Source organism: Allobosea sp. CRIB-10 (assembly GCF_900112185.1).
GTDB lineage: Bacteria > Pseudomonadota > Alphaproteobacteria > Rhizobiales > Beijerinckiaceae > Allobosea.
The window spans coordinates 149,394-170,699 of sequence record NZ_FOKP01000004.1 but is presented as its reverse complement, the minus strand read 5'-3'; the positions used below and the strand labels follow the sequence as shown (position 1 = coordinate 170,699).

The 21,306-nt window shown below is 66.9% G+C and carries 25 protein-coding genes; 7 read left to right on the top strand and 18 right to left on the bottom strand.

Going from position 1 to position 21,306, the window contains the following annotated elements; translation table 11 throughout:
* Window positions 1-7 precede the first annotated feature (7 nt).
* Window positions 8-772: a peptidoglycan editing factor PgeF gene (gene pgeF, locus BMZ69_RS07825; RefSeq protein ID WP_092156011.1), complete on the top strand. Its 765-nt coding sequence runs from the start codon at window positions 8-10 to the stop codon at window positions 770-772.
* Window positions 773-825: 53 nt separating this feature from the next.
* Here pgeF and BMZ69_RS32085 read toward each other — a convergent pair whose 3' ends face one another.
* On the bottom strand, window positions 826-1,062 hold the full coding sequence (locus BMZ69_RS32085) for a hypothetical protein (protein WP_244543265.1): 237 nt from the start codon (window positions 1,060-1,062) through the stop codon (window positions 826-828).
* Here BMZ69_RS32085 and BMZ69_RS32080 point away from each other — a divergent pair.
* Both BMZ69_RS32080 and BMZ69_RS07815 read left to right on the top strand, forming a co-directional pair.
* Window positions 1,051-1,215, top strand: a complete 165-nt coding sequence (locus BMZ69_RS32080) for a hypothetical protein (RefSeq protein WP_244543264.1) — start codon at window positions 1,051-1,053, stop codon at window positions 1,213-1,215. The two genes, BMZ69_RS32085 and BMZ69_RS32080, sit on opposite strands and share 12 nt — an antisense overlap.
* A gap of 139 nt (window positions 1,216-1,354) precedes the next feature.
* Window positions 1,355-1,984 carry a 2-hydroxychromene-2-carboxylate isomerase gene (locus tag BMZ69_RS07815; protein WP_092156010.1) on the top strand — a complete coding sequence of 210 codons (630 nt, stop codon included), beginning with the start codon at window positions 1,355-1,357 and terminating at the stop codon, window positions 1,982-1,984.
* A 10-nt stretch (window positions 1,985-1,994) separates the two neighbouring features.
* Here the strand turns inward: BMZ69_RS07815 and BMZ69_RS07810 are convergent, their stop codons facing one another.
* Together BMZ69_RS07810 and BMZ69_RS07805 are read right to left on the bottom strand one after the other, a co-directional pair.
* Window positions 1,995-2,750 carry an SDR family oxidoreductase gene (locus BMZ69_RS07810; RefSeq protein ID WP_244543263.1) on the bottom strand — a complete coding sequence of 252 codons (756 nt, stop codon included), beginning with the start codon at window positions 2,748-2,750 and terminating at the stop codon, window positions 1,995-1,997.
* Window positions 2,734-3,543, bottom strand: a complete 810-nt coding sequence (locus tag BMZ69_RS07805; RefSeq protein ID WP_092156008.1) for a glycosyltransferase family 2 protein — start codon at window positions 3,541-3,543, stop codon at window positions 2,734-2,736. Before BMZ69_RS07805 ends, BMZ69_RS07810 begins: the two co-directional genes overlap by 17 nt.
* Window positions 3,544-3,911: 368 nt before the next feature.
* On the opposite strand from BMZ69_RS07805, the gene BMZ69_RS07800 reads away from it, so the two are divergent.
* Window positions 3,912-4,574, top strand: a complete 663-nt coding sequence (locus BMZ69_RS07800; protein ID WP_092156007.1) for an outer membrane protein — start codon at window positions 3,912-3,914, stop codon at window positions 4,572-4,574.
* Between the two features lie 222 nt (window positions 4,575-4,796).
* Here the strand turns inward: BMZ69_RS07800 and BMZ69_RS07795 are convergent, their stop codons facing one another.
* From BMZ69_RS07795 to BMZ69_RS07760, 8 genes are all read right to left on the bottom strand, one after another.
* A complete protein-coding gene (locus tag BMZ69_RS07795; protein ID WP_092156006.1) occupies window positions 4,797-5,399 on the bottom strand; it encodes a glutathione S-transferase in 603 nt (200 codons plus the stop codon).
* A 33-nt stretch (window positions 5,400-5,432) separates the two neighbouring features.
* Window positions 5,433-6,284, bottom strand: coding sequence for a 23S rRNA (adenine(2030)-N(6))-methyltransferase RlmJ (rlmJ, locus tag BMZ69_RS07790; protein ID WP_092156005.1), 852 nt, complete (start codon window positions 6,282-6,284; stop codon window positions 5,433-5,435).
* A gap of 4 nt (window positions 6,285-6,288) precedes the next feature.
* Window positions 6,289-6,951 carry a ribonuclease T2 family protein gene (locus tag BMZ69_RS07785; RefSeq protein ID WP_092156004.1) on the bottom strand — a complete coding sequence of 221 codons (663 nt, stop codon included), beginning with the start codon at window positions 6,949-6,951 and terminating at the stop codon, window positions 6,289-6,291.
* 13 nt (window positions 6,952-6,964) lie between these two features.
* Complete coding sequence (locus tag BMZ69_RS07780) at window positions 6,965-7,423, bottom strand: regulator of G-protein signaling domain-containing protein (RefSeq protein WP_092156003.1); 459 nt, start codon at window positions 7,421-7,423, stop codon at window positions 6,965-6,967.
* 157 nt (window positions 7,424-7,580) lie between these two features.
* Complete coding sequence (locus BMZ69_RS07775; protein ID WP_092156002.1) at window positions 7,581-8,144, bottom strand: methylated-DNA--[protein]-cysteine S-methyltransferase; 564 nt, start codon at window positions 8,142-8,144, stop codon at window positions 7,581-7,583.
* A gap of 193 nt (window positions 8,145-8,337) precedes the next feature.
* On the bottom strand, window positions 8,338-9,294 hold the full coding sequence (gene msrP / locus BMZ69_RS07770) for a protein-methionine-sulfoxide reductase catalytic subunit MsrP (protein WP_092156144.1): 957 nt from the start codon (window positions 9,292-9,294) through the stop codon (window positions 8,338-8,340).
* A gap of 301 nt (window positions 9,295-9,595) precedes the next feature.
* Window positions 9,596-10,156, bottom strand: a complete 561-nt coding sequence (locus BMZ69_RS07765; protein WP_092156001.1) for an SRPBCC family protein — start codon at window positions 10,154-10,156, stop codon at window positions 9,596-9,598.
* Between the two features lie 11 nt (window positions 10,157-10,167).
* Window positions 10,168-10,476: an ArsR/SmtB family transcription factor gene (locus BMZ69_RS07760; RefSeq protein WP_092156000.1), complete on the bottom strand. Its 309-nt coding sequence runs from the start codon at window positions 10,474-10,476 to the stop codon at window positions 10,168-10,170.
* Window positions 10,477-10,589: 113 nt separating this feature from the next.
* Here BMZ69_RS07760 and BMZ69_RS07755 point away from each other — a divergent pair, with 113 nt between their 5' ends.
* Both BMZ69_RS07755 and BMZ69_RS07750 read left to right on the top strand, forming a co-directional pair.
* Window positions 10,590-11,534, top strand: coding sequence for a DMT family transporter (locus BMZ69_RS07755; protein ID WP_244543262.1), 945 nt, complete (start codon window positions 10,590-10,592; stop codon window positions 11,532-11,534).
* Window positions 11,535-11,546: 12 nt separating this feature from the next.
* Window positions 11,547-12,101 (top strand): hypothetical protein, encoded by a 555-nt coding sequence (locus BMZ69_RS07750; RefSeq protein ID WP_092155999.1) that lies wholly within the window; start codon window positions 11,547-11,549, stop codon window positions 12,099-12,101.
* A 387-nt stretch (window positions 12,102-12,488) separates the two neighbouring features.
* Here the strand turns inward: BMZ69_RS07750 and BMZ69_RS07745 are convergent, their stop codons facing one another.
* From BMZ69_RS07745 to BMZ69_RS07735, 3 genes are all read right to left on the bottom strand, one after another.
* Window positions 12,489-13,379 (bottom strand): LysR family transcriptional regulator, encoded by an 891-nt coding sequence (locus tag BMZ69_RS07745; RefSeq protein ID WP_092155998.1) that lies wholly within the window; start codon window positions 13,377-13,379, stop codon window positions 12,489-12,491.
* Between the two features lie 142 nt (window positions 13,380-13,521).
* Window positions 13,522-14,487, bottom strand: coding sequence for a thioredoxin-disulfide reductase (gene trxB / locus BMZ69_RS07740; RefSeq protein ID WP_092155997.1), 966 nt, complete (start codon window positions 14,485-14,487; stop codon window positions 13,522-13,524).
* A 52-nt stretch (window positions 14,488-14,539) separates the two neighbouring features.
* The gene (locus BMZ69_RS07735; RefSeq protein WP_092155996.1) at window positions 14,540-15,523 is read right to left on the bottom strand and encodes a mitochondrial fission ELM1 family protein; all 984 of its coding nucleotides are present in this window, start codon (window positions 15,521-15,523) and stop codon (window positions 14,540-14,542) included.
* A 90-nt stretch (window positions 15,524-15,613) separates the two neighbouring features.
* Between BMZ69_RS07735 and BMZ69_RS07730 the strand changes: the two genes are divergently transcribed.
* Window positions 15,614-16,075, top strand: a complete 462-nt coding sequence (locus tag BMZ69_RS07730; RefSeq protein WP_175506710.1) for an Lrp/AsnC family transcriptional regulator — start codon at window positions 15,614-15,616, stop codon at window positions 16,073-16,075.
* Window positions 16,076-16,084: 9 nt separating this feature from the next.
* On the opposite strand, the gene BMZ69_RS07725 is transcribed toward BMZ69_RS07730, so the two are convergent.
* From BMZ69_RS07725 to carB, 4 genes are all read right to left on the bottom strand, one after another.
* Window positions 16,085-16,552: a hypothetical protein gene (locus BMZ69_RS07725; RefSeq protein WP_092155994.1), complete on the bottom strand. Its 468-nt coding sequence runs from the start codon at window positions 16,550-16,552 to the stop codon at window positions 16,085-16,087.
* Between the two features lie 4 nt (window positions 16,553-16,556).
* On the bottom strand, window positions 16,557-17,045 hold the full coding sequence (locus BMZ69_RS07720) for a twin-arginine translocation signal domain-containing protein (protein WP_092155993.1): 489 nt from the start codon (window positions 17,043-17,045) through the stop codon (window positions 16,557-16,559).
* 69 nt (window positions 17,046-17,114) lie between these two features.
* Entirely contained in the window at window positions 17,115-17,588 is a 474-nt protein-coding gene (greA, locus tag BMZ69_RS07715; protein ID WP_092155992.1) for a transcription elongation factor GreA, read from the bottom strand.
* A 104-nt stretch (window positions 17,589-17,692) separates the two neighbouring features.
* Window positions 17,693-21,025 (bottom strand): carbamoyl-phosphate synthase large subunit, encoded by a 3,333-nt coding sequence (gene carB / locus BMZ69_RS07710; RefSeq protein ID WP_092155991.1) that lies wholly within the window; start codon window positions 21,023-21,025, stop codon window positions 17,693-17,695.
* Window positions 21,026-21,306: the final 281 nt, after the last annotated feature.

Sequence of the window (21,306 nt, the reverse complement as noted above, 5' to 3'; positions counted from 1 at the left end):
TGCCGCCATGTTCATCACCTCACCCGACCTCGCCCATGAGTCCGGCATCCGCCATGCCTTCTTCACCCGCGAGGGCGGCGTCTCCAGCGGACTCTACGCCTCGCTGAACGGCGGGCTGGGCTCGCACGACGACCAGACGCTGGTTGCGGAGAATCGCGCCCGCATGGCGAGGCAGATGGGTGTCGAGCGCAACGGGCTGGTCAGCGTCCACCAGGTGCATTCGCCGGATGTGGCCGTGGTCACCGGCCCCTGGCCGGCGGAGCGGCCCAAGGCGGACGCGATGGTCTCGATCGCGCACGGCGTCGCACTCGGCATCTCGACCGCAGATTGCGGCCCGATCCTGTTCGCCGACGCCGAGACCGGCGTGATCGGCGCCGCCCATGCCGGCTGGAAAGGCGCCTTCACCGGCGTGATCGGTTCGACCGTGACCGAGATGGAGAAGCTCGGCGCCAGGCGCGAGCGGATCATCGCCGTGCTCGGGCCGACGATCAGCGTTGCGGCTTACGAGGTCGGCCCGGAGTTCATCGAGCGCTTCAAGGGCGAGAACGCGACCTTTTCCCGCTTCTTCCATGCCTCGGAGCGGCCAGCGCATGCGATGTTCGACCTGCCGGCCTTCATCGCCCATCGCGCGCAGGAGGCCGGCATCGGCCGCTTCTATGATCTCAGCCTGTGCACTTATGGCGACGAGGCGCGCTTCTACAGCTATCGCCGCACCACGCATCGGCAGGAGGCCGATTACGGCCGGCTGATCTCGGCGATCGCGCTGGGCTAGCTCCCGCTCCGGTGAGCCCGCAAATCAACTTCGATCCCGGTGGTTAAGTCGGCTCAACGTTCCGTTGCAAGGCGGGCTCCCATCGATGCGGAGTTGCGTCCATTTTGTCGCAGGCGCATCCTCCCTCCGCCATCCACCTTGGCTGAGGGATTGAACATGGAACAGATCCTGACGAACCTGATCGCAGGCGCGATCGGTGGCAACGCGGCGGGGAAGGCCTCGCCGACCTTCGACATCGGTACGATCGGCAACCCATCGCCGGCCTGGTCGGCGGCGGCGTGCTCGGCCAACTCATCCCGATCCTGCTGCCGGCGATCTCGGCAGCGGCGCAGGGCGGCAATCTCAGTGTCGGCGGCATCCTCACCAATCTGATCAGTGGCGGCGCCGGTGGTGCGATCCTCACCGCGATCATCGGCGCCATCAAGAACAAGGCGGCTGCCTGATATTGCCGCCACGGCGCTGCCGCCGGGGCGGCAGCGCCCTCACGCTGATCGAAACGATCACGACAATTGACTCAAGGCGAGCTTGCGGGATCGCGCCGCCAGCGGGCACCTTGCGGCTCCTGCTTGCCCGAGGCTGCCGATGTCACGTCAGATCGACTATTACTTTACCCTGCTCTCGCCCTGGACCTATCTCGGCCATGGCGCCTTCATCGAGTTGGCGAAAGAGCATAGTCTGGCCGTCCGCTATCGACCGACGCCGCTGCGCTCGGTCTTCGACGAGACCGGCGGTCTGCCATTGCCCAAGCGCCATCCGGTGCGCCAGCGCTACCGCATCCTCGAACTGCAACGCTGGCGCGCCAGGCGCGGCCTGCCGCTGACCCTGGTCCCGAAGTTCTTCCCCTATGACGTCTCGCTGGCGGACAGGGTCGTGCTCGCAGCCGTGGCGCGGGGCGACGATCCCGCGCGCTTCATCGGCGAGGTCCTCGCGGATGTCTGGGCGCGCGAGCAGGACATGTCGCGGCCCGAGCTGGTCCTGGCCGCGGCGAAGCGTGCGGGGCTCGATCCCGCCGGGCTGACCGAGGCGGCGGGCAGCGAGGCGATCGCGCAAGCCTATCAGGCGGCGATCGCGGATGCGGTCGAGGCCGGCGTCTTCGGCGCGCCGAGCTATGTGCTCGATGGCGAGATCTTCTGGGGGCAGGACCGGCTCGATCTCCTGGCCGACGCGCTCGCCAGCGGCCGGGCCGCCTATCGCAACGACGCGACGGCCTGAGCGACCGGCCTCAGTCGACGATGTCGGGAGTGCGCCAGGCGATGTGCTGGCCTGCGTCGACCGCGATCATCTGGCCGGTGACCGCCTTGGCCCGTGCCAGATAAAGCACCGCCTCGGCGATGTCGTCGGCCTCGACCTTGCGGGCGAGCGGTGTGCCGCCGGCTTCGGTCGCCAGCAGCGCCTCGCCGTCATGCGGGTTGGCGAAGGTCGGGCCCGGGCCGACCGCGTTGACCCGGATGCGCGGCGCCAAAGCCTGCGCCATCGTCGTCGTCGCGGTCAGCAGCGCCGCCTTGGTCAGCGTGTAGGAATAATATTGCGGCGTCAGCTTCCAGACGCGCTGATCGACGATGTTGACGATCGCACCCTGGCAATCTGCCGGCAGGCGATTGGCCATGGCGCCGGCGAGGACCGAGGGCGCTCGCAGATTGATCGAGAACTGGCGATTCCATGTCTGGACATCCAGGGCCAGCAGGTCGTCGACCAGGAAGCTCGAGGCGCTGTTGACCAGCAGGCTGACCGGGCCGAGCGCGGTTTCAGCCTCCGGTACGATTCGCTCGACCGCTATGGGATCGACGAGATCGGCGGCGACGACATGGGCTCGCCCACCTGCTGCGCCGATCTCGTCCGCCAGCGCAAGCGCCTCGGCGCGCGAGCCGTTGCAGTGGATGGCGACCGCGTAGCCGGCCTCGGCGAGCCGCAGGACGATGGCGCGGCCGATGCGCCTGGCGCCGCCGGTGACGAGGGCGACCTCAGTTGCCGAGGCCACGGCGATCTCCATTGCCATTGCTGCGGGCACTGCGGCGCTGCAGCCGCCGCTCCCAGTGCTTGGCGACGCGCAGATAGCGATAGAAGGCGTAGTTCATCGCGGTCATGAAGCCGTAGACCCCGCGCAGAGCGTGACGCCGCCCGATATAGGCCTTGATGAAGTTCGCAGGAAATTCGGCGACGAGGCGAAAGACCGAGAGCGTCTCGCCGCGGGCATCGAGATCGTCGGCCTGGGCGTCGCTATAGGCATTGAGCTTGGCCATCTGCTCGCCGAGCGAGCGGACCGAATAGTGATGGATCGTGCCCTTGAGCTTGCCGACCCGGGCATCGGGGACGAGATCGACACGGTCGTGCACCGGGGAGGGCGAGTAACGCCCCTTGTCAGAGCGATAGAGGCGGACCGGCGAGAGTGCGTAGGCGAAGCGATGCGGAGCGCCTTCGCCGGGGAAGATCTCGGCGATGCGCGTGCGATAGGCATCGCGGGCCGGCTCGCCATGGGAGAAGAGCGCCGCGATCTCGGCGGCGAGGTCCTGGGGCACCACCTCGTCGGCGTCGAGATTGAGCAGCCAGGGATGGCGGCACTGCTCTTCGGCGAAGCGCTTCTGCGGGCCGTAGCCCGGCCAGTCGCGCTCGATCACGCGCGCGCCCAGATCCGCCGCGATCGCCTGGGTTCCGTCGGTCGAGCCGGAATCGATCACGACGATGTCATCGCTGAGGCCTCGGACCGCAGCTATGGTGCGTCCGATGCGGTCGGCTTCGTCGCGCGCGATGATGAAGATCGAAAGGGGCGGCACGCAGGTCTCGACGGAAAGGCGGGGCCAGTCGGCTAAAGCATGCGTCGGGGCGGCCTGCAAGCAATTGGCGCATGACGGAATTGCGCCGGCGATGGAACCAAAAGCCGATCAGGGCGATTATGTGATGGCCGTCCGTCGTCGCTGCCGTTGCGTTAGTATTCGGTTAGCCATTCACACAGTCTTAACAATGGCTAACGGGAATTGATCAATATGCCTTGCTTGTTCCGGATCGTGCCGCAATTTCGCCTCGGTCTGACCTGCAGATGTGTTCTCGCCGCAACAGACACGGCCCGCCATCGGCCTTATAAAGAGGTCACTGAAATCACCGCCGGCCAGCGCCGGAGAATATGATGACTAAGGAGTTTGTCATGAAGAAGTATCTGCTTTCGGGCGTTGCGGCCCTCGGCCTCCTCGCCGCCGGCGCTGCCTCCGCTGCCGACCTGCCGAGCCGCAAGGGCCCGGTCGTTGCCCCGGTCTACGTTCCCGCCTTCACCTGGACCGGCTTCTACGTCGGTGCCAACGCCGGCTACGGCTGGGGTAACGTCAACGCCAACGGCTTCGCCAATGTCGGCGATCTCGACGGCTTCGTCGGTGGTGGCCAGGTCGGCTACAACTACCAGATCGGTCAGTTCGTGATCGGCGCGGAAGCCGATTTCCAGGGCGCTGACCTCAGCAGCGGCGACAACCTCGGCCTGCTGAACGTCAAGACCGAGTGGTACGGCACCGTCCGCGCTCGCGCCGGCGTCGCTTTCGACCGCTTCCTGGTGTACGCCACCGGTGGTTGGGCCTACGGCAACGTCAAGACCTCGTTCCCGGGTCTGTTCGGGCCGTTCGCTCTCAACACCGATCGCACCCACACCGGCGGTTTCGCTGTCGGCGGCGGCGTCGAGTACGCCTTCACCAACAACCTGATCGGCGGCGTCGAGTACATGTATGTCGACCTCGGCGAGAAGAACATCGCCACGCTTCCGGGCAACAAGGTCGGCACCGACTTCTCGGTGGTCCGCGCCCGCCTCAGCTACAAGTTCTGATTTCCTCCCTTCGGGGACAGAACGGACCCGGTGGCCTCGGCCACCGGGTTTTTTGTTGTCTGCCAGTCGAGTCGTCATGTCGGGCGTTGAGTTCCGGGTGTCCGTTATCGCGGGCGCAGCGAGGCGCTCCGGCGACATCGAACCCTGGCGTGCCCGGATTGCGCGAGCGTTGCGCTTCGCGCGATGACGGTTTCGGGGCTCGCGGCCCGCTTGAAGACAGCGCTAGCCCTTGAAGCGCGTCGCCTCGAAGGCGGGCACTTTTGCCGAGAACTCGGCGAGCCAGGTCACCAGCGCCGGGTGGTCGGCCCGCCAGGCGCCGTCGAAGCGCAGATCGAGATAGCCGAGGGCGCACGCGAGGGCGATCTCGCCGATGCGCGGCCGGTCATAGGTCGGCGGCGCGGTTTCGAGCGAGGCGAGGGCGCGAGCCACCTTGCCGGCCTGGTTCTCGACCCAGGCGGTACTGCGCAGTTCCGGCGCACGCAGGCGGATTTCGTAGACCTGCAGCAAGCCAGCGTCGCAAATGCCGTCAGCCAGCGCCTGCAACCGCAACTGGCCGAAGCGCGCCTCACCGGTGGGAAAAAGCCTGCCGCCGCCGGCGAGATGGTCGAGATATTCGGCGATCACCCGCGAATCGAACAGCGTCGAGCCGTCTTCGAACACCAGGGTCGGCACCTTTCCGAGCGGATTCTGGCGGCGCAGCGATTCGGCCGGGTCGTTGGTGTCGGCCGGCACCACCTTGATGCGATCGCCGAGGCCCAGTTCGGCGATGGCGATCTTGATCTTGCGGCCGAAGGGCGAGGTCGGGGAGGAGCGCAGGATCAGCATCGGCAGCAGCTTTCGAACGGATGACGGGAACGATCAGCCGTCGGGGCGGATCGCCTCGCAGCGATAGCGCGGGCGCGGCCCCTGCGCGAGCCGTTCGCACAGGGCCGGCAGCAGAATCTGCGCCTCCTGCGCCAGCAGCCAGGGCGGATTGACGAGCAGCATGCCCGTCGCACTCAGGCCGCCTGCGGCTTCCGGCCGGTCGACATCGATCTCCAAGCGGAGCAGCCGGCCGATGCCGGCCTCCAGGATCGTGTCGAGCAGATGCTCGACGGCGCGCTCGTCCTTGATTGGATACCAGAGCGCATAGATGCCGGTCGGCCATTTGCGATGCGCGGCGACGAATTCGGCCGCGAGCGTCGCGAACTCGTCCTTCTCCTCGAAGGGCGGGTCGATCAGCACGAGCCCGCGCCGCTCCTTGGGCGGCACATTGGCGCGCAGCGCCGTCCAGCCGTCCATCTCCAGCGCCTTGCAGCGCTCGTCGCGGCCCAGCGCCTGGGCGAGCTTGCGATAGGTGTTCTCGTGCAGTTCGGCAGCGATCAGCCGGTCGTCCGCGCGCATGGCATGGCGGCAGAGCCAAGGGGAGCCGGGATAGGCGTCGGCGCCGTGCCGGCTGCGCGCGGTAGCCAGGGCCTCGCGCCAAGGCGCTAGCAGCGCCTCCACCTGCGGCGCGAGCGGCGCCTGATCGAGCCTGGCGACGCCGTCGCGCCATTCATGCGTCTTCAGCGCCTCTTCGGAGCCGAGATCGTAGCGGCCGGCGCCGGCATGGGTGTCGATGACGCGCCAGGGCTTGTCCTTGGCGTTGAGATGCGTGAGCACGCGCATCAGCACGACATGCTTGAGCACATCGGCGAAATTGCCGGCATGGAAGCCATGGCGGTAGTTCATCGGATCAGCGAATCGCGTTGACGCGGAAATCGCGCGCCCGGCAGCCGGACCGGTCGACCTCCTGGCAGGTGCGGAAGCCGCGCAGATCCTTGCTGAAGCAGATCCGGACCTCCTCCAGCACGCCACGCCGGCAGGAGACCGACATCATGTCGGTGCGCAGGCCCGGATTGGCGTCGACGAAGGCGCGTTCGAGATCGAGCGCCGTCCAGCTCTGCTCGATGTCGCCCTTCTGCAGGGCGGGCGGAATCTTGATCTTCTCGCGGGCGCGGCGGACATCGGCGAAGTAGTCGGCCGGGCTCGAGCCTGAGCAGGTCCCGTGCTTGCGCCATTGATGGCGGGCGAGGCCGTCCGAGGGGAACAGGCCTTCGGCCTGCTCCATCGCGATTCGCGAAGGCGAGCGGCCGGGGCCGCAATCGCTCGGATAGCCGCGCTCATATTGCGGCCAGAGCCCATGCACGACGAAGCCGAGATTGGCGCCGGGGGCGCATTGCTCGCGGTTGCGCCGATCGCCCTCGATCTCGCAGAAGCCGGGCGACCAGGACAAGGCGAGCACGTAGAAGTCGAACTCGCCGGGCGTGCCACCGCGATCGTTGCGCCCTTGCGCGAAGGCCGAGCCGGCGAGGGCGCAGAACGCCGTCAGTCCGACGGCGAGTCGTTTCAGGATCATGATCGTGCCCGGGTCAGGGGCGGGCCATCTTGCAGTCGGGCGCGTAGGCGCGGTGGCGGTCGAGCCCCGACACGCACCAATTGACGTTCCAGGTGTAGCCGAACAGGCCGAGATTCTCGCGGACCGAATAGTCGACGCGGCGCATCACGCCGTCATTGGTCAGCACACGGGCCGTGCAGAAGCGGCGCGGGACGAAATCCTCGCCCCAGGGACGCCAGGCGATCGGGCGGACGCGGTCGAAGCTGACCGCCTGCAGCGGGCCCCAGAACTTGGCTTCGCGTGAGTTGAACCAGCTGGTGATCTCGCCGAGCACCGCAGGGTCCTCGCAGGCCGGCAGATTGCCATACATCGGAATGATGCGCTCTTCGGCGCGATCTGCGGGGCTGACATAACGGCCACCGGCCGCCTGGGCGGAGGCGCCTGCCAGGCAGAGAGCGGCGGTGAGGGCTGAGAAGAGCGAAACGCGGCGCATGGGGGCCTCGGGCAGGGGCGTGGATCCGTTGCAGGCACGATGGCTGCGAGGGCAGCCAGGGTCAAGGCGCCGACATGCCGCGAAGGCTTGCTGGCTGGTGCCTGTGACTTTTGTACCCGTCCTGCTCGGCCGGAACGGCGATTCGCCCGTGCTGGGTTCAGCGGCGCTTCGCCTGCAGCGGCAGGTCGTCGAAAAGGGATGGCTCGGCGCTGGTGCGCGCCTTCTCGATCGTCAGGATCTTCAGCTTGGTCTCGACGCCGCCATCGGCCGAGAAGCCGCCGGTCTTGCCGCCCGCCGCGAGCACGCGGTGGCAGGGCACGATGATCGGGATCGGGTTCTGGCCGAGCGCGACGCCAACGGCCCGCGCCGCGCCGGGCTCGCCGATCCGCGCCGCGACTTCGCCATAGGTCAATGTCTCGCCGGGCGGGATCGCCAGCGCCACCGCATAGACGCGCCGGTTGAACTCGGGCGTGGCAGAAAGGTCGATGGGCAGATGAGCGAGGTCGCGCTGCTTGCCGGCCAGCAGGGCGACGACATCGTCGATCGCCTGCCGGACGAAAGCCGGCGGCTCGGCCTCGGCGGCTTCCGGAAAGCGCTTCGCCAGCCGCCGCCGGGCGGCTTCCTCGTCTCGTTCGGGCAGTTGCGCCGCGACGATGCGCTCGCTGTGCCAGACAAGGGCGCAGGAACCGATCGCGGTGGTGAAGAGACAGAAGTTCTGCATGGAGTGACGATAGCGCGGCGAACTGCCTGAGGGCACCCGTTTCCTGCGCCCCGGCAGCTTGTCATCCCGGACAAGCGGCGACGCCGCGCCGATCCGGGATCCATTCCTGAGCCTTTTCCGGTGGGCTTCAGGAATGGATCCCGGGTCTACGCTTGGCTTCGCCCCGGGATGACACCCGGAGGAAAATCTCAGCTCAAGCCCAGAGCCGTTCCTTCTCCAGGCCCTTGTAGAGATCGGCCACCTGCTCGGCATAGCCGTTGAACAGCAGCGTCGGCTTGCGCTCGCGCGTTCCCAGCACCTGCTCGCTTGCCTGGCTCCAGCGCGGATGCGAAACCTCCGGGTTCACATTGGCCCAGAAGCCGTATTCGGAGGCCTGCAAGCCCTCCCAGAAGGTCTTCGGCCGCTCGGCGACGAAGCTGATCTTATTAATCGACTTGATCGATTTGAAGCCGTATTTCCACGGCGTGATCAGGCGCAGCGGCGCGCCGTGCTGGGTCGGGATCGGCTTGCCGTAGATGCCGGTCACCATCAGCGTCATGTCATGGGTCGCCTCGGCGATGGTCAGCCCTTCCGTATAGGGCCAGGGATACCAGCGCTGCGACTGGCCCGGCGCCATCTTCGGGTTCAGAAAGGTCTGCATCTGGACGTATTTCGCGCCCGAGAGCGGCTTCGCCAGCTCGACCAGCTGTTTCAGCGGGAAGCCGGTCCACGGCACCGCCATCGACCAGGCCTCGACGCAGCGGAAGCGGTAGAGCCGCTCCTCCAGCGTGACCTTCCGGATCAGGTCGTCGAAGCCGATTTCGAAGGGCTTCTCGACCAACCCGTCGATCGTGATCGTCCAGGGCCGGGTGACCAACCGCTTCGAGGCGGCAGCGACCTCCTTCGAGGTGCCGAATTCGTAGAAATTGTTGTAGTTCGCCGCCAGCTCCTCGTCAGTCACCGGCCGGTCGAGCGTATAGGCGCCGTTGCGCTTGGCCGGATAGAGGTCGAGCGTCGGATCGGCGCCCTGGGCGCCCGCGGCTTGCGGCAAGGCGGCACCGGCGATCACGCCGGCACCGCCGGCGAGCCATTGCCGGCGATTGAGAAAGACGGCTTCCGGTGTCGCCTGGCTCTCGGGCATTTCCCAGCCGGCGCGACGCTTGATCAACATGACGGACATACTCCGTGGCAATGGAGCAAGTTTAGTCGATCCGGCACCCGCCCACCAAGTCACGAGCGAGAGAGCGGGTCTCGCGCCCATTCGAGAACACCGCGGCGCGCCTGAGGCCGGAGCTTTCAACCGGCCAAGCTGCGACATCCATTATGGTGTCATCCCGGACGCAGCGAAGCGGAGATCCGGGATCCATTCCTGAGCATATCGGAGAAAGGTTCCGGAATGGGTCCCGGGTCGAGCTACGCTCGCCCGGGACGACCCGCACCTTCTTGGCAAGAAGTACCTCTTGAAATCATTGTCATGCGTCGGCCGTCCCCCAACCCGGCAGATCGGCGAAGCGCTCGGTATAGTCCGCCTCCAGCCCCTCGATCCGCGACCAGAAGCCGCGCGGCGGATTGCCGGCGAGCTTGTCTTCCAGAATGCCGAGATGGGTGTGCCAGCCGCCGGAGACGCTGACCATCTCCGCCTTGTCGGCGAGTTTGCGATGCGTCAGCACCAGCCTGACCTTGTCGCCCTCGGGGGTGAGTTCGAAGGTCACCTCGGAGCTGGCGTCGCCTTCGCCCGGCCAGGTCATCGCCAGGGCCGTCATCGGCTCGTAGCGCGTCACCGTGCCCTTGGACGGCCAGCCATTGTCGTTCATCTCGCGATAGCGTTCCGGCGGCCGCTCGCTGGTGATCTGCGAGTGCTTGAACAGGAGATCGGCCGTGCCGCCGACGCGCGGCTCGAGCTGCCCAGAGGCCAGCCAGGTGCCGCGCTTCTCGGACTCGGTGAGATAGGACCAGACCCGCTCGAGCGGACCGGGCAGAAGTCGCTCGAAGCGGACCGCGCCGCTCTCCAGGACCACGCCATACTCGTTCATGATCTCTCTCCTTACTCGTCGTCGGGTTTCGTGAGTTCTCGTTCCAGGCGGTCGAGCCCCGCATTCCAGAAGCCGCGCACCTGCCGGACCCAGGCGTCGAAGGCATCGAGTCCATTGGGGTCGAGCCGGTAGATCCGGCGCTGACCGCTGACTTCGACGCTCACCAGCCCCGCCTCTTTCAGCACCTTGAGATGCTGCGAGATCGCCGGCGCGCTCATGCCGAACTGCGCGGTGATCTCGCCCGCCGCCATGGCGCGCTGGCCAAGCATCTCGACGATGCGGCGGCGGGTCGGGTCGGCGAGGGCGGTGAAGCGATCCATGTTTTTGTATTTAGCTGATCACTTAATTAAGTCAAACATAAAATAAAATCACGTGCCGGCGATGCGACTGCCCCTTGCGTCAACCCGGCTTGCCGCCCCTGTCGCGGCGGGTCATGAAGGGCGTCCCCTTCGCCGCCTCCGACGAGACCATGCCCTCCCGAAACGCCACCTTCGCCGGCATCCTGATGATGCTGCTCGGCATCCTGCTGTTCTCGCTCAACGATGTGATGGGGAAATGGCTGGTCGCGACCTATACCGTCGGTCAGGTCCTGCTGCTGCGCTCGGCCGCAGCCCTGCTGGCGATCATCCCCTTCGTGGTGAAGCAGGGCGTCGCCCGCACGCTGCGGCCCGAGCGCCCCGGCTTGCAGCTGCTGCGCGTCACGCTCGGCTCCTGCGAGGTCGCGCTGTTCTACTGGGCAGTGTCCTATCTGCCGCTCGCCGACACGATGACGTTCTGGCTGGCCGCGCCGATCTGGGCGGTGGTGCTGGCGGCGCTGCTGCTCGGAGAGCGCGTCGACACCGGGCGCTGGCTCGCAGTGGCGGCCGGCTTCGTCGGCGTCGTGATCACGCTCAACCCCTCGGCGCAGAGCCTGTCGCTGCCGGCGATCATCGCGCTCGTCGGCAGCTTCTCCTTCGCGGCGATGATGATCACCGGCCGGCAACTGCGCGGCACGCCCGACGTCACGCTGGTGTTCTGGCAGACGCTCGGCGCGCTGGTGATGGGCGTCGCGTTGCTGCCCTTCGGCTGGGTGACGCCGACCTTGGCCGATCTCGGCCTGCTCGGCCTCCTCGGCATCGTCGCGATGGTCGCGCATCTCTGCGTGACGCGCTCGCTCAAGCTGGCCGAGGCCTCGGTCGTCGTGCCCTATCAGTACACGCTGATCGTCTGGGCGCTGGTCTTCGGCTGGCTCGTCTTCGGCGACTGGCCGAGCTCGGCCATGCTGTTCGGCTCCGCGCTGATCATCGCCGCCGGCCTTGCCCTGCTCATGCTCGAGCGGCGTGCCGGCAATGCCGCCTCTGACACCGCCAAGGAGCGTGTTACGATCGAGCAGAACTGATCCGGAGATGTGATGGCCGAGGCTGCGAAACCGCCGGATTTCTGGAACTGGCTCGGCGCCGCGATCTCCCTCGTCCTCGGCCTCTGGCTGCTCGTTGCCGGCTGGCGGACCCTGCCGCTGGCACGCGGCGATCTCCTGGTCGCCGACCATGTCGGCCCGATGAGCTACAGCACGCCGCTGATCCGCGTCAGCTCGGGGCGCCGCGGGACGACGACTTATCGCACGCAGGACCTCTGGCTCGCGGCTATCCGCGACGACGGGCGATACAACTACCGGCGGCTCTACCGGCCCGCCCGTGGCCTCTGGGTCGACGACATCGACAGGCTCGACCGAGACCAGCAGGTCCGCTTCCTGGTCGATCCGAACCATCAGCTCGTCTACGAGGCGACCTCCCGCGGAAAAACTTTCCTCGCCTATGACGACACCGCCGAGACGCTGACCAGCGGCGCACGGCGCTCGATGCTTTTCGGCTTCGCGCTGCTCGCCGGCGCCGTCTGGCATCTGTGGCCGCTGGCCTCGCGCTATTGGCGCGAACGACAGGACGCCGGCGAAATGCATGGCGGCTGAACGGAAGCAGCCGATCCGGTGCTGCGGTTCGGCTGCGTGCCTCGAAGTGGACGGCAAGTGATTGAAAGAAAAAAGGCCGGCGTCCCGAAGGAGCCGGCCTAGAAGTTTGAAACATCCAGCGCAAAAGCGCCAAACATCTCAGAGGGGAACGGCTGGAACGAACTCAACGCCGGGAGGAGATGCGGAGCCCGTTCCGAACAACCGTGAGTCAAATATCGGGCAGACCCTGCCTTTTCGCAATGCAGCATAGGGCGGGTCGGTTATGCGCTGGCAACATGACTCATTGCTATAATTCGTCACAATTGCCAGAAGACCGCGCGTGGCACGCATGTGCAGCCGAGGTGAGGCACGACGCTGCCGCGATTTGCAGCAGCGTCTGCCCGTTTTTCAATAGGTCCAGCGCTGTGCCTTCTGGATCAGGAAATCGCGGAAGACCTGTACGCGCGCGACCGACTTCATCTCCTCCGGATAGACCAGATAACTTTCGAGCTGCGGCATCTCGGTCTCGCGCATCAGCTGCACGAGCGGCGAGCCTGCCTCGATCAGATAGTCCGGCAGGATGGCGATGCCGGCGCCCGAATCGACCGCGCGCTTCATCGCCGTGATGTTGTTGACGGTGAGATGGATCGGGCGCGGATTGCGCTGGTCGCGGCCGAGTGTTCCGAGCCAATGCACCGCCGTCAGATAGGACGGCGAGGAGGCGCCGAAGGAGAGCAGCCGGTGGTTGTCGAGCTCCTCATAGCTCTTCGGCTCGCCGAAGCGCTTGATATAGGCCGGCGCGCCGTAGACGTGGAAGTGCACCGTGAAGAGCCGGCGCTGGATCAGGTCGGGCTGCTGCGGCTGGCGTAGGCGAATTGCGATGTCGGCCTCGCGCATCGAGAGGTCGAGCTCCTCGTCGGTGAGGATGAGCTCGACCTTGATGTCGGGATAGAGGTCCAGGAACTCGGCCAGGCGCGGCGTCAGCCAATGGCCGCCGAGGCCACGGGTCGCGGTGACTTTGAGCTCGCCGGACGGATGCTCGCGCGTTTCCGAGAGCTGGGCGCGCGTCCGCTCTAGGCGCTGCGTCATCTCTCGCGCGGCGCGCCAGAGCAGTTCGCCCTGCTCGGTGAGAATGAGGCCGCGCGTGTGGCGGTGGAACAGCGGCGCGCGCAATTCGCGTTCGAGCGCGCCGATTTGGCGGCTCACAGCCGATTGGCTGAGACCCAGCCCGTCGCCGGCCTTGGTGAAGCTTCCCGATTCAGCAACCGTGTAGAAGATTCGGATGCGGTCCCAATCCACCGCGTTCCCCCCGTGTTATGCGTTCAGCGCATGATGGGGGGATAGAGTTGTCCGGTCAACGACTCCTTTGCCGGGACCGTTGATTTTAGCCCTTAATATCGTGCTGGAATTGATCAATTCCAGTGATGCATGCGGGTTATGGCTATTCCGCTGCTTCGCGCACGCCCAGTTCCTGGGCCATCAGCCAGCGTTCAGCATCGAGCGCCGCCATGCAGCCGAGGCCGGCTGCGGTCACGGCCTGGCGGTAATGCTCGTCGGTGACGTCGCCGGCGGCGAAGACACCGGGCACGTTCGTCTGCGTCGTGCCGGGGGCGACCTCGAGATAGCCCGAATCGCGCATGGCGAGCTGGCCGACGAAGAGCTCGGTCGCCGGCTTGTGGCCGATGGCGACGAAGACGCCGTCGGTGGGCAGGTCCTGCACGGCGCCGCTCTTCAGATTGCGCAGGCGCACATGGGTCACGGAGGGCGGCTGCGTGCCGCCGAGGATCTCCGCGACCTCCGAATCCCAGATCACCTCGATCTTGGGATGCTTGAACAGGCGCTCCTGCATCACCTTCTCGGCGCGCAGCGAATCGCGCCGGTGCACCAGCGTGACCTTGGCGGCGAGATTGGCGAGATAGAGCGCCTCCTCGACCGCGGTGTTGCCGCCGCCGACCACGACGACCTGCTTGTTGCGGAAGAAGAAGCCGTCGCAGGTGGCGCAGGCCGAGACGCCGAAGCCCTGGAAGGCCTGCTCGGAGGGCAGGCCGAGCCACTTCGCCTGGGCGCCGGTCGAGACGATCAGCGCGTCGCAGGAATAGGTGTCGCCGCCATCGCCCCAGAGCCGGAACGGGCGCTGCGAGAGATCGACGCGGGCGATATGGTCGGAGACCATCCTGGTGCCCATGTGCTGCGCCTGCGCCTGCATCTGCTCCATCAGCCAGGGGCCCTGGATCACGTCGGCGAAGCCGGGATAGTTCTCGACATCGGTGGTGATCATGAGCTGGCCGCCGGCCTGCAGGCCGGAGATCAGCACCGGCTCCAGCATGGCGCGGGCGGCATAGATCGCGGCGGTGTAGCCGGCCGGGCCGGAGCCGATGATCATCACCTTGGCGTGGATATGGGCCATCTGTCTGGTTCCTGAACCGGTACGAGCCGGAGATATCGGTATCGGAGCGGCTTCAGTCCAGCCCCGTTGCAGCCTTGTGACGCCGCCAGCCGTCGAGCACGGCTGCGGCGATCGTTCCGGTCGAGTCTAGCGGGTCGTAGCGGGCGCCTTCAAGCTTGCCCTGGAAATGGTGCACAGCGCCGTAGCGCTTCAGGGCTTCCAGGAACTTGGCCAGCTTGCCGTGACCGCCATGCGGTTCGAACACCAGGATCGGTGCGCCGGTCGCGGCGGCCTCGCCGATCATGTTGGTGGAATCGGCGGTGGCGACGATCGCATCGGCATTGGCGAGCAGAGGCACATAGGGGTTGGCACTGGTCCCGTCCCACCACCAGCCGCCATGGCGGCGGAGGACCTCCCCGATCGCGGCGTCCAGCGCCGGCGGGGTGCGGCGCGAGCGTGAGCCCATCAATGCGACGCCGGAGGCGGCGAGGGCGTCGAGCTCGCGGGCGAAGCGTTCGATATCCTCGGGCCGGAACGTATGGTGGCGGCTGTCGCCGCCGACCAGCACGGCGGCGCGGGGCGAGGGCAGGGCGGCGATCTCGGGCAACGGCGCGGCCCGCGCCGCGGCCAAAACGTCCGGCGCCAGCCGGTGCGGCGAGGTGATCGTCACCAGCACGTTCTGCCCGCGCAGGCGGTCATGCTCGGAGACCCAGATCAGGTCGGCGGCGGCGGTCCCAGTGCGCGGGTCCTTGAGGAAGACGGTGAAGGTCGCCCCGTTCGAGGCCTTCTTGACGGCGCGCAGATAGGCCACGGCGCGCCGGCCCGAGGCGATGGCGATGTCGGGGAAGGGCGGGCGGATCGGGCTGCCCGGCCGGTCGGGCGCCTCGCGCGGATCGATCGGCCCGCGCGGCATCAGCCAGCTCCAGGGCTTGCCGGGATTGATCCGGCGGATCTCGGGGACGACGCCGATCCGCTCGGCAACGCCGAGGCACTGGACCTCGTCGCCGGCCTTGCCGTCGGTTAGAACCCAGAGGGAAGGCGTCTTTTCTGTCGGCACGACGGTTTGGCCCGGAATTGGCGTGGATCGACGCCTTGTAACGCGTCGATGGCCCGTCTACACCTGCGCGGCCATTTTTCAGGAGGATTTGTGCGCTCTAAACTCGACGAGATCGATCTCCGCATCCTGACGGAGCTGCAGAGCGACGGGCGCATGACCAATGTCGAGCTCGCGAGCCGGGTCGGTATCTCGCCGCCGCCTTGCCTGCGACGCGTGCGCGCGCTGGAGGAGGCCGGTGTCATCACCGGCTACCGGGCGCTCCTCGACGAGCGCAAGCTCGGCATCGAGGTGGTCTGTTTCGCCTTCGTCCATCTCGCCAGCCAGGCCGAGGCCGACCTTGCCGCCTTCCAGGAGCGGATCCGCGACTGGTCGCTGGTGCGCGAGTGCTGGACGCTCTCGGGCGACATCGACTTCATCCTGAAATGCGTCGCAACCGACCTTAAGGCCTTCCAGGATTTCGTCGCCGACCTGACGGCGCTGCCGAATGTGCGCAATGTCCGCACGGCGCTGGCGCTCGACCGGGTCAAGGACGCGCCGATCGCGCCGCTTTAGAGCATTCGGTCAGCCGCCGATATAGCGCCTGATCCACTGGGCGTTGTTCGCGACCAAGGCGTCGATCCGCCGCTGGTTGATATCCGGCCGATACCAGGCGCCGCTGAAGCTCGGCGCCATGATCGACATGATCGGATAGCGGGCGATCTCCCGGCCATCCGGGCCGACCAGTACCGCTTCGCTTTCGAGCGTGTCGTTGCCCAGGGTTGCGGCCTGCCCGCCGGCATAGCTCGTCAGGTAGAGCCCGGAGACCGTCACCTGCAGGGTTGCGCCGCGGGCGCTGCGGAGGCTGGCGAGCTCGCGCTCCAGCATCGGTTTGATCTCGGCGGCGGTGGCGCTCTGCCCCTTCGCGGCGAGCGGCCCGGTGTCGATGCGGATCGTGCCGATCGCGACCGGCGGCGCGGTCTGCCCGATCGTCTGGCAGCCCGCCAGCATTGTCGTGGCCAGGCCGATCAGGATGGCGCGGCGGACGAGCATGGCCTCAGGCGCCGAGATAGCGCTTGATCCACAGGGCGTTGTTCTCGAGCAGGGCAGCGACTCGGCGCTCGTCGATGTCCGGCCGATACCAGGCGCCTCCCGAATTGGAGGGGAGCATCGAGCGGATGTTGTGGCTGACGATCAGGCGGCCGCGGTCGATCACATCAGCGACCGTGTCCATATCGTCGCTGTTGCCGCCACCGCCATCGCCGGCCATGCCGCCGCCGGCGGCGCTGGCGAGCCAGAGGCCTTTGACGGTGACGAGCAGGATCGGGCCGCCGCGCTGGCGCAGCGAGATGAGCTGACGAGCGAGTTCCCGCTCGAGGGCGCGGCCGATCCGCGGCGCATTCTCGCCCCAGCCCTGCGGGCCGAGCAGGCGCGCATCGACGCGAATCCCTCCGATAGCGATGCCCTGCGCCAGCACCGGAAGCGAAAAGAGCCCGCCGGCAGCGAGCGCGGCGGACCCGGTGAGAAATGCGCGACGCGTGGTCATGGCGTGGTCTCCGGCAGGCAGTCGGATCTCTAATCTAGGGACTGCCGCAGGACTGGCCAAGTCGTCCGATCAGCGGAAGGCGACGCTGACGACCTCATAGGACTTGCCGCCGCCGGGCGTGTTGACCTGGACGGAATCGCCGACCTTCTTGCCGATCAAAGCGCGCGCGATCGGCGAGCCGATCGAGACCTTGCCGGACTTCACGTCCGATTCCGGCTCGCCGACGATCTGGTAGAGCTTCTCTTCCTCGGTATCGTCGTCGATCAACTTGACGGTCGCGCCGAACTTGATCGTGTCGCCGCCGAGCTTGCTGACATCGATGATGTCGGCGCGGCCGATGAGCGATTCGAGCTCCATGATGCGGCCCTCGTTCAGCGATTGGGCCTCCTTGGCAGCGTGATACTCGGCATTCTCCGAGAGATCGCCCAGCGCGCGCGCTTCGGCGATCGCCGTGATGATGCGCGGGCGCTCGACCTGCTGGCGCTGCTTCAACTCGACTTCGAGGGCGGCGAAACCGCCGGCCGTCATGGGAACCTTGTCCATCGTTCCGTCCCAGTTATGAAAAGCGATCGGTCACGCGCCAACTTGGGGCCGACGCGCCCGAATCGCTCCCGATCGTCAGAAAACTACTTCGCCGCGCAGCCGGTTCAGGCGGCGCGGGCGAAATAGGATTGCAGCGACCTCACTTCGAGATCGCCGCTGCAATAGGCCTTGATGCCCTCCGCCGCGGCGATCGCTCCGGCCAAGGTGGTATAATAGGGCACCTTGTGCAAGAGGGCCGCCCGGCGCAGCGAGCGCGAGTCCGCCAGCGCCTGTGGGCCGTCGGTTGTATTGAAGACGAGCTGGATCTCGCCGTTCTTGATGGCGTCGACGACGTGCGGGCGGCCTTCCAGCACCTTGTTGATCTTGCTGGCGCGGATGCCGTTGTCCTGGAGCAGGCGCAGCGTGCCGCCGGTCGCGACGATCTGGAAGCCGAGCTCGGCCAGGATCGCGACCGAGGGCAGGATGCGCGGCTTGTCCTCGTCGCGGACCGAGACGAAGAGCGTGCCCTTGACCGGGACCTTCGAGCCGGCGCCGAGCTGGCTCTTGGCGAAGGCGACGTCGAAGGAGCGGTCGAGGCCGATGACCTCGCCGGTCGAGCGCATCTCCGGCCCGAGCAGGACGTCGACGCCGGGGAAGCGCGCGAAGGGGAACACCGCCTCCTTCACGCCGACATGCTGGAGCTTCTCCTGCTTCAGGTTGAAGCTCGCGAGCTTCTCGCCGGCCATCAGCCGCGCCGCGATCTTGGCGATCGGCTGGCCGATCACCTTGGCGACGAAGGGCACGGTGCGTGATGCGCGCGGATTGACCTCGAGCACATAGATTTCGCCGTCCTTGATGGCGTACTGCACGTTCATCAGGCCGCCGACGTCGAGGGCAAGCGCCATCGCCTTGCTCTGGCGCTCCAGCTCGGCGATCAGCTCGGGCGAGAGCGAGCGCGGCGGCAGCGAGCAGGCCGAATCGCCGGAATGGATGCCGGCCTCCTCGATATGCTCCATGATGCCGGCGATGAAGGCATCCTTGCCGTCGCAGAGGCAATCGACGTCGACCTCGATCGCGTCCGAGAGATAGCGGTCGAACAGCAGCGGGTTCTTGCCGAGCACGGTGTTGATCTGGCCGGTCTTGTCGTTCGGGTACTTGGCCTTGACCTCCGAAGGGATCAGCGAGGGCAGGGTGCCGAGCAGGTAGTCCTCGAACATCACCTCGTCGCGGATGATCGCCATGGCGCGGCCGCCGAGCACATAGGACGGGCGCACCACGAAGGGCAGGCCGAGCTCGGCCGCGATCAGGCGCGACTGCTCGACCGAATAGGCGATGCCGTTCTTGGGCTGCTTCAGATGAAGCTTGTCGAGCAGGCGCTTGAAGCGGTCGCGGTCCTCGGCGAGGTCGATCGCATCGGGCGTGGTGCCGAGGATCGGGATGCCGGCCTCCTCCAGGGCATGCGCCAGCTTCAGCGGGGTCTGGCCGCCGAACTGGACGATGACGCCGTGCAGCATGCCGGCCTGCTTCTCAGTCTCGAGGATCTCGAGCACGTCCTCGGCAGTCAGCGGCTCGAAATAGAGCCGGTCCGAGGTGTCGTAGTCGGTCGAGACCGTCTCGGGATTGCAGTTGACCATGATGGTCTCGTAGCCGGCGTCGCGCAGGGCGTAGCAGGCATGGCAGCAGCAATAGTCGAACTCGATGCCCTGGCCGATCCGGTTCGGCCCGCCGCCGAGGATGACGACCTTCTTGCGGTCGGACGGCTTGGCCTCGTCGGCCGGCGCGCCGGCAAACGGCATGGCGTAGGTCGAGTACATATAGGCCGTCGGCGAGGCGAACTCGGCGGCGCAGGTGTCGATGCGCTTGTAGACCGGGCGCACCTGCAGCGAGCGGCGCAGGGTGCGGACCTCGGCCTCGCTCTTGCCGGCAACCGCGGCGAGGCGCTTGTCGGAGAAGCCCATCGCCTTGAGCTGGCGAAAGGCGACCGGCGTCTGCGGCAGGCCGTGCTTCCGAATCTTCTCCTCGGTCTCGACGATGCCGCGCATCTGCTCGAGGAACCAGGGATCGACCTTGCAGCTCTCATGGATCTGCTCGTCGGTGAAGCCGGCGCGCATCGCCTGGGCAATCTGAAGGATGCGGTCCGGCGTCGGGGTCGAGAGCGCCGCCTTGATCGCGTTGCGGTCGTCGCCCTGGCCGATGCCCTCGATCTCGATCTCATCGAGCCCGTCGAGGCCGGTCTCCAGCGAGCGCAGCGCCTTCTGCAGCGATTCCTGGAAGGTGCGGCCGATCGCCATGGCCTCGCCGACCGACTTCATCGCGGTGGTCAGCGTCGGCTCGGAGCCCGGGAACTTCTCGAAGGCGAAGCGCGGGATCTTGGTAACGACATAGTCGATCGTCGGCTCGAACGAGGCCGGGGTGGCGCCGCCGGTGATGTCGTTCTCGATCTCGTCGAGCGTGTAGCCGATGGCAAGCCGGGCCGCGACCTTGGCGATCGGGAAACCGGTCGCCTTCGACGCCAGTGCCGAGGAGCGCGAGACGCGCGGATTCATCTCGATCACGATCATGCGCCCGGTCTCGGGATCGACCGCGAACTGAACGTTCGAGCCGCCGGTCTCGACGCCGATCTCGCGCAGCACCGCCAGCGAGGCGTCGCGCATGATCTGGTATTCCTTGTCGGTCAGCGTCAGCGCCGGGGCGACGGTGATCGAATCGCCGGTGTGGACGCCCATCGGGTCGAGGTTCTCGATCGAGCAGACGATGATGCAGTTGTCCGCCTTATCGCGGACGACCTCCATCTCGTATTCCTTCCAGCCGAGGACGCTCTCCTCGATCAGGATCTCGCTGGTCGGCGAGGCGTCGATGCCGCGCTCGCAGATCTCGATGAATTCGCTCTTGTTGTAGGCGATGCCGCCGCCGGTGCCGCCCATGGTGAAGGACGGGCGGATGATCGTCGGCAGGCCGATATCCTCCAGCGCTTCCAGCGCGGCGCCGAGCGTCTTGACATGGTGCGAGCGCGGGGTGGAGAGGCCGATCTTGGTCATCGCCTCGCGGAAGCGCTCGCGGTCCTCGGCCTTGTCGATCGCGTCGGCGGTGGCGCCGATCATCTCGACGTCGAACTTCTCCAGCACGCCCATCTTCTCAAGCGAGAGGGCGCAGTTGAGCGCCGTCTGGCCGCCCATGGTCGGCAGCAGGGCGAAGCCGCCGGCCAGGACATTGCGTTCCTTCTCGATGATCTTGGCGACGATCTCGGGCGTGATCGGCTCGACATAGGTCGCATCCGCCAGCTCCGGATCGGTCATGATCGTCGCCGGGTTCGAGTTGACCAGGACGATGCGGTAGCCCTCGGCCTTCAGCGTCTTGCAGGCCTGGGTGCCGGAATAGTCGAACTCGCAGGCCTGGCCGATGATGATGGGGCCCGCGCCGATGATCAGGATCGTCTTGATGTCTGTGCGCTTGGGCATGGGCTCGACCGGTTCCGTGCGGGCGCGCAGAGCCCGTCCGATCGAAAGGAGCGGGGGCCAGCGAGCGCCTGAAGATGAATGCTAGGCGCTCGCTATAGACGGGGGAGGCGGCGGGGGGAAGCGGAAAGCGCTTCTTCCTGTCATGCGCACACAGGTCCTGCGCGCACAGCTGGCGTATTTCTCCCTTTGCGCAGTTGAGCGCTGACAGGCCGGGTATAGCATCCGCTTCCGCGATGGCGTCGTGCCGGTTCGCGTCAGGCCCCGGCCACGCCCTCCCCAAC